Consider the following 13,483-nt stretch of genomic DNA (forward strand, 5'->3'; position numbering starts at 1 on the left):
GCCAACATGAAACCTGAAATTGGTGCCCAGAAGAGGACTTGAACCTCCACGTCCATACGGACACTAGCACCTGAAGCTAGCGCGTCTACCAATTCCGCCATCTGGGCAAGTGGTGCCGAATAATACGGATGTACTGTGGGAATGCAAGCTTTTTCTTTCATGCCCTGTTGAGCGAGCCGCAGAAAGTCTCTCTCGCTTGATGAGGACAGACAGGGGACAGACAGAGGACAGAGAGAGAACAGACAGATGAAGCTCATCAATTGGCGAGCTTTCAGACTTGAGAGTCTGGCCTCGGGCCGCCATTGAGAGCACTGAATGGCCCCTCCGCCGTGATGAGTGGCGGGGAATGGTTGGGTCGGCCCAAGGGTAGAGGCTATAATGCGCGGATGAGAGACAACCTGTCATTCCGTGCCGCGATCGCTGCCCGTCTCGAATTCATCGTCAAGGAATCCTGATTAATGACCCAATGGACGCTCAGCGACGACCCGCACGCGGAACGCGAAGCCCATAAGTACGACAAGCCCATCCCCAGCCGAGAGTTCTTGCTCGACAAGCTGGAAGAGTATGGCAAGCCCATTACCCACGAGAACATGAGCCGCATGCTCGGTTTCGAGGACGAGGAGCAGCAGGAAGCTGTGCGCCGTCGCCTCAATGCCATGGAACGTGATGGTCAGGTGCTGCGCAATCGTCGCGGTGCCTATGCCCTGATCGACAAGCTGGACCTGATCCGTGGCCGCGTCGTCGGTCACCGCGACGGCTTCGGCTTCCTGGCGCGCGAAGATGGCGTCAAGCCGGACCTCGCCGTGCCGCCGCGCCAGATGCGTCGCGTCTTCCATGGCGATCAGGTGCTGGCTCGCGTCAGCGGCCGTGATCGTCGTGGCCGTGACGAGATCACCATCGTCGAGGTGCTGGCGCGCAATACCCAGACCCTGGTCGGCATCTATCGTCAGTCCGAGCCGGACTTCGGTGTGCTGATTCCCGAGAACTCGCGCATCGCGCAGGAAGTCATCATCCCCAACCGCGTGGCCAATGGTGCCAAGGACGGTCAGGTGGTGTCCGTGCGCATCACTCAGCAGCCCGCCACCCGCGTGCAGCCGGTGGGTGAAGTGGTCGAGGTGCTCGGTGAGCGCATGGACCCGGGCATGGAAATCGATATCGCGATCCGTTCCCACGATATCCCCAGTGAATTCCCGCCGGAAGTCGAAGACCAGATCTCGACCATCTCCGCCGAGGTGCTGGAAGAAGACAAGAAGGGCCGTATCGACCTGCGCGAGACGCCGCTGGTCACCATCGATGGCGAAGACGCGAAGGACTTCGATGACGCCGTCTGTGCCTGGCAGGACGACAATGGCAACTGGAAGCTGCTGGTCGCCATCGCCGACGTCTCCCACTACGTGCGTGGCGGCAGCCCGCTGGATCAGGAAGGCTATGTGCGCGGCAACTCGGTGTATTTCCCGGGTCAGGTCGTGCCGATGCTGCCGGAACTGCTCTCCAACGGTCTGTGCTCGCTCAACCCGCATGTCGATCGTCTGACGCTGGTCTGTGAGCTGACCATCTCTGCCAGCAGTGGCGAGATGCTCGACTATCGCTTCTTCGAGGCCGTGATTCGCTCGCATGCTCGCCTGACCTACGAGAAGGTCGGCACCATGCTGACCGACCCGGAAAGTGAGGAAGGTCAGGCACTGTGCCAGCAGTACAACGAGCTGCTGCCGTCGCTGCACAACCTGCACGCGCTGTACGGCGTGCTGCGCAAGGCGCGTGACAAGCGTGGTGCCATCGATTTCGAGACCACCGAAACGCAGATCCTGTTCAACGATGAGCGCAAGATCGAGCAGATCGTGCCGCGTACCCGCAACGACGCGCACAAGCTGATCGAGGAATGCATGCTGGCGGCCAACGTCGCGACGGCACGCTTCCTGGATGAGCACGATCTCCCGGCCCTCTATCGTGTCCACAAGCAGCCGGCACCGGAGCGTCTGAACAACCTGCGCGCCTTCCTGGGTGAGCTGGGTCTGACGCTGGAAGGTGGCGACGAGCCGGCACCCAAGGACTTCCAGGCACTGCGTGCCTCGATCGCCGAGCGCCCGGACCTCGACATCATCCAGACCGTGATGCTGCGCAGCATGACCCAGGCGGTCTACTCGCCGCAGAACGAAGGTCACTTCGGTCTGGCCTACGATGCCTACGCGCACTTCACCTCGCCGATCCGTCGCTATCCGGATCTGCTGGTGCATCGTGCGATTCGTTCCGTCATCCGTGGCCCGCGCAAGACCGACACCGTGCTGCGCGCCGAAGATGCCGTGACCGAGCGCCCGACCAAGTGGTGCCCGTACACCTTCGAGCAGATGCTCGAGCTGGGTGAGCACTGCTCGATGACCGAGCGCCGCGCCGATGAGGCGACGCGTGACGTCAACGACTGGCTCAAGTGCGAGTTCATGAAGGACAAGGTCGGGGAAGTGCTGGAAGGCACCGTTGCGGCAGTCACCCAGTTCGGCCTGTTCGTGCGTCTGGATGCCTACTACGTCGAAGGCCTGCTGCACATCTCCTCGCTGCCGTCCGACTACTATCACTACGAGGCCGAGAAGCATCGCCTCAAGGGTGAGCGTGCCGGCGTCAGCTATGGTCTCGGCGATGGCGTCACCGTCCAGGTGGCCCGTGTCGACATGGATGAGCGCAAGATCGACTTCATGCTCAGCGACCCGACGCCGCGTCCCAAGCGCAAGCCGCGCAAGGCACGCAGCAGCGAGGGCGACAAGCCGGCAGCCGGCAAGAGTGGTGCCGCTGCCAGCAAGGAAGCCGCCGCCAAGGGACGTCCCGGCAAGCGTGAGCGCGAACGCCTCAAGTCCCTGACCGAGGAAGTCAGTCAGGAAGGCAATGGCAACGCGGCTGCGGCCGAAAAGCCAGCAGGTGAGCGTCCGCCGCGCAAGCCGCGCGGTGAGCGTGGCGAGCGCAGTGATCGCTCGGGCCGTGGAGAGCGCAAGGTCGCCGCTGGCAATGAGCAGCAGCCCGCCGCCGAGGCGCCGGCTGCGGCGCGTCCGGCCGTGCCGAGTGGCCCGGAAGCCGCCGACAGCCCGTTCGCGCCGGTTGCGCCGATGGGTGCCGCAGGCAAGGACGACCCGTCGCGCAAGCGGGGCTCGCGCTCGCGCGGGCGTCGCGGTAACGGCCGTAGCTGATTTCGGCTCTGCTCCTCGCGCGTCATTGCATCAGCCCCGGCTCCGGTCGGGGCTGATGCGTTGGGCAGTCGTCAGGCTGCACGATTTCAAGGCTGTCGCGTCGGCGGCAGCTCAGTTTCCGTCAATGTGACAGGGCCCGTCGGGTCATCAGTCAGGAAGGCACAATGAGTCAGGACAAGGGGCGCAAGCCCGGCCGCGGCAAGCCCGCCGGCGAGCGTGCTAGCCACGCCAGAAGTGAGCAATCCCGGGGTGAGCGCAGCGGCGCTCAGCGTCATGAGCGTGGCGGGGCGCGCAAGGGTGGCGCTCGCGCCGCCGCGCCGAAGATTCCCGGTGGCCTGGAAGCCGTCTATGGCGTGCACGCCGTGGAAGCCTTGCTGGCACGTGACCGCGCACCCAGCGAGCTGTGGGTGCAGGCGGGCGAGGCCGAGCTGCGCCTGAGCGAGATCATCGAGCAGGCGCGTGCCGCCGGCTCGCGCGTCACCCTCAAGGGGCGCGAGGAGCTGGATGCACTGGCCGTCGGCGGTGGCGCCCATCAGGGGCTGGTCGCGCTGTGCGCGCCGCTGGCCACCGAGAACGAGACCGGCCTCAAGCTGCGTCTCGATGGCTGGTCCCACGCAGAAGCTCCGCTGTTTCTGGTGCTGGACTCCGTCACGGATCCGCACAACCTCGGTGCCTGCCTGCGCAGTGCCGATGCCGCGGGCGCCCATGGCGTCATCGTGCCCAAGGACAAGTCGGCCTCACTGAACGCGACCGTGCGCAAGGTGGCCTGTGGGGCCGCGGAAGTGGTGCCGGTCTATCAGGTCACCAACCTGGTCCGCACGCTGGACGCCATGAAGGAAGCTGGTGTCTGGGTGCTGGGCACGGCGGGCGAAGCCGAATCCATGGCCTTCGAAGCCGACTTCACCGGCCCGGTCGCCATCGTGATGGGTGCCGAGGGCAAGGGCATGCGCCGTCTGACCCGCGAGCACTGCGACAGCCTTATCAAGCTGCCGATGGCGGGCAGCGTCTCCAGCCTCAATGTCTCGGTTGCCGCGGGTATCTGCCTGTTCGAGGCCGTGCGTCAGCGCCGCGACTGAGGCAATTGTCGGCAGGGGATAGTCAGGAAGGCAGGCAGGGTAGAAGCAAGAGAGTGGCAAGAGAGAGACGGCCGGCGGAACGGGGCTGGCTGTCTTTCACGGGCCGCTTGCCAAGCCCTTGACTCCTCTCTACAATACTGCGGTTCTGTGAAGTGCAGTCTGCAGTGAATGCGCGGCATGGGGGCACCTGTCCTCGCCCGCGCGCGTCTTTCGTGGCCTTCGGGTCTGAATGGCACAACCGTAGTAATCACTCCACTCCTTGCTTCCCGGCCCGAGACGCGCCGTGGGGGCTGTCAAACCGAAAGGAGCCAAGCCATGCGTCACTACGAGATCGTGTTCATGGTCCACCCGGACCAGAGCGAACAGGTTCCGGCCATGATCGAGCGTTACACCTCCATCGTGACCGAAGCCGGCGGTACTGTGCATCGTCTGGAAGATTGGGGTCGCCGTCACCTGGCCTACCCGATCAACAAGATCCACAAGGCCCACTACGTGCTGATGAACGTCGAAACTACCGGTGAGGTGGTCGAAGAACTCGAAACCATCTTCCGTTTCAACGACGCCGTCATCCGTAACCTGGTTGTGCGTTCAAAGGAAGCGGCCATCGAGCCGTCTCCGATGATGAAGCCGGCTGAAGAGAAGCGTCCGCGTCGCGAAGACAAGCGTGACGAATCCGAAGCTCAAGACGCTAACTGATACCGCACCCCAGGAGGTCATTGCAATGGCACGTTTTTTCCGTCGTCGCAAGTTCTGCCGCTTCACCGCTGAAGGCGTGAAGCAGATCGACTACAAGGACATCGAAGTCCTGAAGTCTTACATCACCGAGACCGGCAAGATCGTCCCGAGCCGTATCACTGGCACCAAGGCACGCTACCAGCGTCAGCTGGCGACTGCCATCAAGCGTGCTCGCTACCTGGCTCTGCTGCCGTACAGCGACAGCCACCAGTAAGGCGACACCATGATGCTGGCACTGGCACGCTGGGCCATGCGCGGCCCCCTGCAATGCATCGCGATTGCATTGCTGACGGGAATCGTGCCCTGGTTCTTCTGGTTCAGTGCCGCCATCAGTGCGCTGGTCACGCTTCGGCGTGGCCTTGCGCCTGCCGCACCCGTAGTCATCGCCGCCGCCGTTCCGGCCGGTTGGTGGTGGGTACAAGGCGATCCGGTGCCTCTGGCAACCGTATTGCTGGTCACCCTGATGGCAACCCTGTTGCGCGCTCGCGTGCGATGGGGTGAGGCGCTGATAGGCGCCAGCCTGACGGCGGCACTGATGGTGCAGTCCGGGATATTCCTGCCACCAGGCGGAGCCGGTCCACTGCTTGAGAGCATTCGCAAGAATGCCCCTGAGCTTGACGCACGCTTGAACGACTTTGCCGCTCAAGGTGTGCCGACTGAACAGCTCGCAGGGCTGGTCATCGGTGGTATTACCGGGTTGGTGGTCCTGCTGGCCGCCACGGGCTGTCTGGCCCTGGCGCGCAGTTGGCAGTCCGGGCTCTACAATCCGGGTGGGTTTCGCAGCGAATTCCATGCCTTTCGGCTGAGTTTGCCCGAAATCCTGATACTGGCAGCCTGCGGGATCATTGGCGTACTGCTCAATGTGCCTGCAGTGCTCCTGCTGATCTGGATACCGCTGCTGGTGGCGGGCATTGCCCTGGTACATGGTTACATCGGGTTAAAGGGGATGAGCGGGTTATGGCTCGTCGGCGTCTATTTCATGATGCTGACCACCTGGCCCACGATTCTGATTTTGCTGCTGTTGGCGCTTGTGGACGTCTTTGCGGATTTTCGCGCACGTCTCGCCGGCAGTCATCGATAAGAGGTTTACGAGATGCAAGTCATTCTGCTCGACAAGATTGGCAAGCTGGGCAACCTGGGTGACCAGGTTTCCGTCAAGGCTGGCTTCGGTCGCAACTACCTGCTGCCGTACGGCCTGGCAGTTCCGGCCACTGCTGAAAACCAGGCAGCTTTCGAAGCTCAGCGCGCTGAGCTGGAAGCACAGGTTGCAGAGCGCAAGACCGAAGCTGAAGCGCGTGCCGCTCAGCTGAACGAAATCGAACTGTCCCTGGTCGCCAAAGCTGGCGAAGAAGGCAAGCTGTTCGGTTCCATCGGTCCGCGTGATCTGGCCGAAGCTATCGCCCAGTCTGGCATCGACATCGCCAAGAGCGAAGTCCGCATGCCGGAAGGCCCGCTGCGCAACACTGGCGAATACGACATCGTGCTGCAGCTGCACGCTGAAGTGACTGCCACTGTCCGTGTGGTCGTGGTCGGCGAGTAATCGCTGATTTGCAGTGGCTGGCCGGTGATCCGGTGTAGCGACTGCTGCGGTACCCAAGCCGCCTTTGCATCCTCGATGCGAAGGCGGTTTTTTCATGGGCGCGATTTGTCATCGCTGTGGCATTTGCCTGGTCGCCGGCGAGGCGATGACGCACAAAATCCGGTAGAATGCCTGCCCCCGTCAGGAAGCGGCTTCGGCGTGGGCGCGGCGGTTGGCAGGCTTGCGTCAATGCGTGAAACTAGAAGCCCCCGCGGGCATGTCAGTCATCAGCAGGAGTCAGCCAGGCATGAGCGAGATTCAGGATCAGGATCGCGAGACGGCAGCGCTCAAGGTGCCGCCCAATTCGCTGGAGGCCGAGCAGTCGGTGCTTGGCGGCTTGATGCTGGACAACAGCGCCTGGGATACGGTCTCCGAGCGGCTGGTGGCCGACGACTTCTATCGCTATGAGCATCGACTCATCTACAACGCCATGTCTCAGCTGGTCGGCGGCAGCCGCCCGCTGGATGTGGTGACGCTGTCCGAGCTGCTGGAAAGTCGTGACCAGCTCGAGTCGGTCGGCGGGTTGGCGACCCTTGCCGAGCTGGCGCGCAATACGCCCTCGGCCAGCAACATCAAGGCCTATGCCGACATCGTTCGCGAGCGCGCCACGCTGCGCAAGCTCATCCAGGCGGCCAACCAGATCGCCGAGAGCTCCTTCAGCCCGCAGGGCCGTGATGCCGATGAGCTGGTCAACGAGGCCGAGCGCCTGGTGTTCCAGATCAGCGAGTCGCGGCCCAAGAGCGGCGGCCCCAAGGGCATGAGTCAGCTGCTGACCGGCGCGGTGGACCGCATCGATGAGCTGTTCAACCTCAAGGGCCAGATGACGGGCCTGTCGACCGGCTTCCGTGATCTTGATGACATGACCTCCGGCCTGCAGCCGTCTGATCTGGTGATCATTGCCGGCCGTCCCTCGATGGGCAAGACCACCTTCGCCATGAACCTGGTCGAGCATGCCGTGGTCTCCGGCGACAAGCCGGTCGCCGTGTTCTCGATGGAGATGCCCGCCGAATCGCTGATGTTGCGCATGATCTCCTCGCTGGGCCGCATCGACCAGACCAAGGTGCGTACCGGCCAGCTGGAAGACGAGGACTGGCCGCGTCTGACCTCGGCGGTCAACCTGCTCAAGGACAAACAGCTGTTCGTCGATGACACCGCGGCGCTGTCGCCCAACGAGATGCGCTCGCGCTGTCGACGCATGGCGCGTGAGCATGGCGGCATCGGCCTGATCATGATCGATTACCTTCAGCTGATGCAGGTGCCGGGGCTTTCCGAGAACCGTACCGCCGAGATCTCCGAGATCTCGCGCTCGCTGAAGGGCCTGGCCAAGGAATTCGCCTGCCCGGTCGTGGCGCTCTCGCAGCTGAACCGCTCGCTTGAGCAGCGCCCCAACAAGCGCCCGGTGATGTCGGATCTGCGTGAATCCGGCGCCATCGAGCAGGATGCCGATGTCATCGCCTTCGTCTACCGTGATGAGGTCTACAACAAGGACAATCCCGACAACAAGGGACTGGCCGAGCTGATCATCGGCAAGCAGCGTAACGGCCCCATCGGTACCGTTCACATGGCCTTCATCGGCAAGTACACCCGTTTCGAGGACCTGGCGCCCGACAGTTATGGCCAGGCCTTCGCTGAATAACGTGATGCGTACGCGCGTCAATCATGTACCCGGGCGGCGGCATCGCCGTTGCCTCGCAAGACCCGCACTGACGGGGAGGAGATAGCATGGCAGGTGGATTTGGGCGCGGACGCGCACGTACCCCCAAGCTGCAGGGCCGCGGCACGCTGGAGAGCCTGGAGCGTGAAGGGCCCTTCAAGGAATGGCTGGGCATGCCGGACCTCTACCGCTTCACGCTGGTCGTGGAAGGTGAGAGCTACAGCTACCAGACCGAAGACAGCGAAGTGCCGGTGGTGGCCGGTGATATGGTCGTCTTCCGCTACAAGGAGACCAAGGCGGGCAAGTGGATCGACCGCAACTCCCTCGGCAAGGCCATCGACCCCAACTCGCTGTAAGCGTCACCTTGGCGCTTGAGGACCACGCCATGCCGGCTGCCAGGCCGGCATGGCGTGATCCTGTTTTGATCGAGATAGGCGGTACGTCGAGATAGTCGACACATCGACTTAGTCGATCTGACGTCTGGCATCCCCTCTGCCGGATGAGGCGCCTGATGCGCCGCGTGGCACCTTTGTCATCCCCCTGTCATATCAGCATGTTCAGATTCTGACATGCTCCCATCCCCGTCCCTGCAAGCCGCTCATGGCCAGCCTGTCGTCGAATCCCGTCATGCACTGGAGGCGTTGCTGCGTCTGCGCCAGGTGAGCATGCATTTCCAGCCCATCGTGTCATCCAACGGCCGTGAGGTCTTCGCCTATGAGGCGCTGGCGCGCGGGAGTGCCGCAGGGCCACTGGCCTCACCGTTGACGATGTTCTCGGCGGCGCGCGAACACGGCCGCCTGGTGGAGCTCGACAGCCTGTGTCGCGAGCGTGCGCTCGAGCAGTGGTCGACGCTGGGCCTGACGGAGCGGCTGTTCATCAACGTGTCTCCCGACGTGTTGCTGGATGGCGCCCACTCGCCCGGCCTGACGCGTCGCCTGCTGCGGCGCTTCGGCCTGCGTCCGCATCAGGTGGTGATCGAGCTGACCGAGCAGACGCCGGGGCTGGATTCGGCGCTGATGCGGGAAGCCGTCAGCCACTATCAATCGATGGGCTTCGCCATCGCGCTGGATGATCTCGGGGAGGGCTATGCCAGCCTCAAGCTGTGGTCGTCGGTGCAGCCGGATTTCGTCAAGATCGACCGTCACTTCATCAGTGGCATCCATGCCGACCCGCTCAAGCGGCGCTTCGTGCGCTCGATCATCGATATCGCCCACGGCAGTGGCAGTCAGGTGATCGCCGAGGGCATCGAGCATGAGGCGGAAATGGAGTGCGTGCGCCAGCTGGGGGCCGACTATCTGCAGGGCTGGTTGTTCGCGCCAGCCGAGGCCGACCCGCTTGGCCAGCGCGCTGCGCTCGACCGGCATCTGCGCCAGCTGAGTCGCAGGCTGCAGCAGCGCCCGCCGCCTGGCCGCAGCATCGGCAGCCTGGCGCGCGCCGTGACGCCGGTGCAGCAGGGTGTCACCGTCAATGAGGTCGCCCAGCGTCTGCATGCCGAGCAGGAGGTGATGTCGCTGGCCGTGGTGGACGAACAGCAGCGACCGGTGGGCCTGATCATCCGCCATCGCCTGCTGGGGCTGCTGAGCCAGCGCTTCGGGCCGGAGCTGCATGCGCGACGCTTGATCCATGAGGTCATGCAGTCCAGTCCGCTGCGCGTCGAGGCGGATGAGACGCTGGAGCGCGTCTCGGCCAAGGTGACCGGCCGCGAAGGCAGCGATCGCGATGAGGACTTCATCATCACGCGGGGCGGGCGCTATCAGGGACTGGGGCGCACCCTGGATCTGCTGCGCATCATCACGGAGCTGCAGGTGGCGAGCGCCGAGGAGGCCAACCCATTGACGCGCCTGCCGGGCAACGGGCCGATCGAGCGTCAGTTGCTCGAGTGCGTGGCTGGCGCGGGCTTGGGCGCGGGCTTGGGCGCGGGCTTGGGCGCGGGCTTGCGAGAGGGCTTGGGCGAGGACAGCAGCGCGCGCAGTGCCGAATGGGTGGCGATCTATCTGGATCTCGACAACTTCAAGCCCTTCAATGACCGCTTCGGCCACGCGCAGGGCGACCGCATGTTGCTGGCGCTGGCGACGGTATTGCGCGATGCGCTGCAGGAGGGTGACTTTCTCGGCCATGTCGGCGGCGATGATTTCGTGATGACGCTGTGCATGACCGAATCTCACCGGGCACTGCGCCTGACAGCGCTCGAGCAACGCCTGGCCGGCCTGCAGTCGGCATTCCAGCATGCGGTCGCCAGCCTGTATCCGGCCGATGTGCTGGCAGCGGGAGGCTTTCAGGGCCACGACCGCTTCGGTACCACGCGCTTCTTCCCGCTGACGCGACTGTCACTGGTAGCGCTGCATGGCCTTGCCGGGTGCGAGACGACCCGGATCGCCGCGCGCTGGAGCGAGCTCAAGAGCGAGGCCAAGGCGCGGGACTCCGGGCGTGTCATCGAGGCATGTGCCTCACCAGTGCAGTGATCTCGACCTGCGAGTCACTCAATCGTCATCCGCCTGCCCCATGACTGTCATCGCTGGCCATCAGTCTGGCGTGAAGCCTTGAAGTTCATCCTGAAGTGTCGGGCTGCTGGGAGTCTGAGTCGCCCAGCCCCTGTTTTCACGGGCTATCCTTGTACCATATCGTCGACTTACGGCCTTACCATGCGCAGTCCCCTGGACGCGCAGGAGTCTTTACATGTCCAGAACCGCCAGCATCTTCACGCCGTCCGCCATCTTTACCAGCAATCTGCAATCCTTGATGGCCGAATACCCTGCACTGGAGGCACGCGTGATCAGTCATGCCGCCAGTCGTTTCTATCAGGTCCAGCTGGTGCTGGAAGCCGCCGGCGAAGAAGAGGAGGAGGAGCGCAGTGAGCTGCTGATGAAGCGCGGCAAGCCGATGCTGTTCCGCTCGCTGGAGGATGTCTACAGCGAGCTCAAGCGGGGCGGGATGTCACGGGCGTGGCTGGTCTCGCAGGTCGCCAACGACGAGATGATCGGCCGCCCGCCGCAGTATCACCAGCCCTTGAGCTCGCGTATTCCGTTGAGCTTCTGAGTCCGCGCCTTCTTGCTCAGGTGTGCTTTTGAGGCACCCAGCGGCCAATGCGCTCGCGATGGCGGGCGAAGAAGCGGTAACTCCAGTCCATCAGCGGGCGCAGGCCCGGCAGCAGCGACAGGCGCACCAGGCGCCGGTAGCCGAGTACCGCATAGAGTGCTCGGCTGGCATCCATGCCGACATACCACTCCCCGCGTGCGTCCTGCACATGCAGGCGTCCCATCATCGTCTCGAAGCTCAAGCCCAGCGCCTGAGGCGAGAAATCTGGTGCACGGATATCCACCGTTCTGACTCGCTCCCGCCCGGGATGCCTGGCCAGCCAGGCGACCTCGCGCTGGCACAGGGGGCACTTGCCATCGTGGTAGAGCGTGACCGGTGCGCTGGCTTGCCAGATGCGACTCATGAGGATTCCTTGTCGGTCGTGAGACTGGAGGGTGCGGCGTAGTAACCGGCGCGATGGGCATCGCTGCCATAGTCCGCGGCGCTGTCGAGGCGAGCCAGAAAGGCGTCAGCCTGTCGCAGCAGGGCTTCGCGCTTGTCGTCCTTCATGCGTCGCCAGCTGCCGTAGACCAGTGACATGCGCGGATTGCGTGACAACGCCTCTCTATGGCGCTCGATGAAGTGCCAGTAGAGGCTGTTGAACGGGCAGGCATGCGGGCCGGTGACCTTCTTCGGCGAGTACTGGCACCTGGCGCAGTGATTGGACATGCGATCGATGTACTTGCCCGAGGCACAGTAAGGCTTGGAGCCCATCAGGCCGCCATCGGCATGCAGCACCATGCCCAGCGTATTGGGCAGCTCGACCCACTCACAGGCGTCCACATAGACCGCCAGATACCAGTCGCATAGCGCCTCGGGCTTCACGCCACACAGTAGCGCGAAGTTGCCCGTGACCATCAGGCGACGAATATGGTGGGCGTAGGCATGCTCGCGGGTGCTGGCGATGGCCTGATCCAGACAGCGCATGCCGCTGTCCCCCGTCCAGAAGAATTCCGGCAGGTTGCGACTGGCTTCCAGCCGGTTCTCGCGCTTGTAGCCGGGCATGCGCGTCCAGTAGATGCCGCGCACATATTCGCGCCAGCCGAGTATCTGACGAATGAACCCCTCCGCCGAATTGATCGGCACCTCACCGCGCCGCCAGGCGGCGTCCACGGCGCTGCAGACCTCCTGCGGGCTCAAGAGTCCGATATTGAGCGCGGCAGACAGGCGTGAATGGAACAGGAAGGGATCGCTGTCCTCGATGGCATCCTGATAGCGGCCGAAGTCCGCCAGACAGTGATCGAGAAAATGCGCGAGGTCACAGCGGGCCTGGGCGCGCGTGACGGCCCAGTTGAAGTTCTCGAGGCTGCCGAAGTGGCGCTCCTTGTCACTGGCCTGTTCTCCGAAGCGCGCCGCGACTAGCGCCAGCACCTCGCGGGTCGTCGCATTCTCGTGATGGGCATGCATCGGTGGTGGTGGGGCGTGGAAGTCGTCTGGAATCGGTTCGCGGTTGTCGTGGTCGTGGTTGAACTTGCCGCCGGCGGGTTCGCTGCCTTCCATCAGCAGGTCGGTGTCACGGCGTTGCTCACGATAGAAGTACTCCATGCGCAGTTGCTTGCGGCCCTCGGCCCAGCCGGCGAAGGCTGCCGGCGTGGTGAAGAAGCGTGTGTCCTCGAGGACTTCCCAGCGCACGCTGCCGGCCTCGCGCCGCGCCAGAAAGTCGTCCAGCAGCCGCCACTCGCCGGGGCGGGTCACCAGCACGCCATCACACTGATACAGGGCGGCCAGACGCTCTGCCTCGCTGGCCAGACGCTGGAGGTTGTCCGGATCCTCCAGTCGGCTTTCATGTACCTGCCAGCCACACTCCCTGAGTTCCTGGGCGTGATGACGCATCGCGGCCAGCATCATCGCGATCTTGTGCGGGTGGTGCGGCACGTAGCGGCCTTCCTCCTCGACCTCGCAGAAGGCGATCACGCTGTCGGCGGGCGCCTGCTTGAGACTTGCCAGCTCATGGCTGAGCTGGTCACCGAGGATCAGCACCAGTGGCCGCGCGAAGTCGTGACGAGTGGCAAGTTGCAGAGTGGAGGGATCGGACACGAGGACTCCGGAGGGGTTGTGACAATAATTGTCTTAAAGCTATACAAATCGTGATGATAGTATAACTTCATCCCTCACGCACAGGGCGAGCTGGTAATATGGCTGCGCTGTCGGTGAAGTTGGCTGCGCTGCGGTGAAAGTGGCTGCGCTGCCG

Annotated in this window: 12 protein-coding genes and 1 tRNA gene; 10 read left to right on the top strand and 3 right to left on the bottom strand. The window is 63.7% G+C overall.

What is annotated here, in order from left to right; translation table 11 throughout:
- Nucleotides 1-20: 20 nt before the first annotated feature.
- Nucleotides 21-107 (bottom strand) — tRNA-Leu (locus QD356_RS10500).
- Nucleotides 108-458: 351 nt separating this feature from the next.
- Here QD356_RS10500 and rnr point away from each other — a divergent pair.
- The 10 genes from rnr (at nt 459) to QD356_RS10550 (ending at nt 11,253) form a co-directional block, all read left to right on the top strand.
- Nucleotides 459-3,173, top strand: a complete 2,715-nt coding sequence (gene rnr / locus QD356_RS10505) for a ribonuclease R (protein ID WP_192838644.1) — start codon at nt 459-461, stop codon at nt 3,171-3,173.
- A 164-nt stretch (nt 3,174-3,337) separates the two neighbouring features.
- Complete coding sequence (gene rlmB, locus QD356_RS10510; RefSeq protein ID WP_192838643.1) at nt 3,338-4,249, top strand: 23S rRNA (guanosine(2251)-2'-O)-methyltransferase RlmB; 912 nt, start codon at nt 3,338-3,340, stop codon at nt 4,247-4,249.
- A gap of 315 nt (nt 4,250-4,564) precedes the next feature.
- Nucleotides 4,565-4,945, top strand: coding sequence for a 30S ribosomal protein S6 (gene rpsF / locus QD356_RS10515; protein ID WP_043334756.1), 381 nt, complete (start codon nt 4,565-4,567; stop codon nt 4,943-4,945).
- 25 nt (nt 4,946-4,970) lie between these two features.
- Nucleotides 4,971-5,198, top strand: a complete 228-nt coding sequence (gene rpsR / locus QD356_RS10520; RefSeq protein ID WP_024952281.1) for a 30S ribosomal protein S18 — start codon at nt 4,971-4,973, stop codon at nt 5,196-5,198.
- 12 nt (nt 5,199-5,210) lie between these two features.
- Complete coding sequence (locus tag QD356_RS10525) at nt 5,211-6,065, top strand: hypothetical protein (RefSeq protein WP_043334783.1); 855 nt, start codon at nt 5,211-5,213, stop codon at nt 6,063-6,065.
- Nucleotides 6,066-6,077: 12 nt separating this feature from the next.
- The gene (gene rplI, locus QD356_RS10530; RefSeq protein WP_043334754.1) at nt 6,078-6,524 is read left to right on the top strand and encodes a 50S ribosomal protein L9; all 447 of its coding nucleotides are present in this window, start codon (nt 6,078-6,080) and stop codon (nt 6,522-6,524) included.
- A gap of 286 nt (nt 6,525-6,810) precedes the next feature.
- Complete coding sequence (gene dnaB / locus QD356_RS10535; RefSeq protein WP_165873876.1) at nt 6,811-8,199, top strand: replicative DNA helicase; 1,389 nt, start codon at nt 6,811-6,813, stop codon at nt 8,197-8,199.
- An 86-nt stretch (nt 8,200-8,285) separates the two neighbouring features.
- Nucleotides 8,286-8,573, top strand: coding sequence for a hypothetical protein (locus tag QD356_RS10540; RefSeq protein ID WP_043334752.1), 288 nt, complete (start codon nt 8,286-8,288; stop codon nt 8,571-8,573).
- 213 nt (nt 8,574-8,786) lie between these two features.
- On the top strand, nt 8,787-10,679 hold the full coding sequence (locus tag QD356_RS10545) for a bifunctional diguanylate cyclase/phosphodiesterase (protein WP_192838642.1): 1,893 nt from the start codon (nt 8,787-8,789) through the stop codon (nt 10,677-10,679).
- 214 nt (nt 10,680-10,893) lie between these two features.
- Nucleotides 10,894-11,253 (top strand): DUF6482 family protein, encoded by a 360-nt coding sequence (locus QD356_RS10550; RefSeq protein ID WP_225996524.1) that lies wholly within the window; start codon nt 10,894-10,896, stop codon nt 11,251-11,253.
- 16 nt (nt 11,254-11,269) lie between these two features.
- On the opposite strand, the gene QD356_RS10555 is transcribed toward QD356_RS10550, so the two are convergent.
- Both QD356_RS10555 and QD356_RS10560 read right to left on the bottom strand, forming a co-directional pair.
- Complete coding sequence (locus QD356_RS10555) at nt 11,270-11,656, bottom strand: DUF393 domain-containing protein (protein WP_192838641.1); 387 nt, start codon at nt 11,654-11,656, stop codon at nt 11,270-11,272.
- Nucleotides 11,653-13,329, bottom strand: a complete 1,677-nt coding sequence (locus QD356_RS10560) for a cryptochrome/photolyase family protein (RefSeq protein WP_279877772.1) — start codon at nt 13,327-13,329, stop codon at nt 11,653-11,655. The genes QD356_RS10555 and QD356_RS10560 overlap by 4 nt, the downstream gene beginning before the upstream one ends.
- Between the last annotated feature and the right edge of the window lie 154 nt (nt 13,330-13,483).

The organism is Cobetia sp. 2AS (assembly GCF_029846355.1).
Taxonomy (GTDB): domain Bacteria; phylum Pseudomonadota; class Gammaproteobacteria; order Pseudomonadales; family Halomonadaceae; genus Cobetia; species Cobetia amphilecti.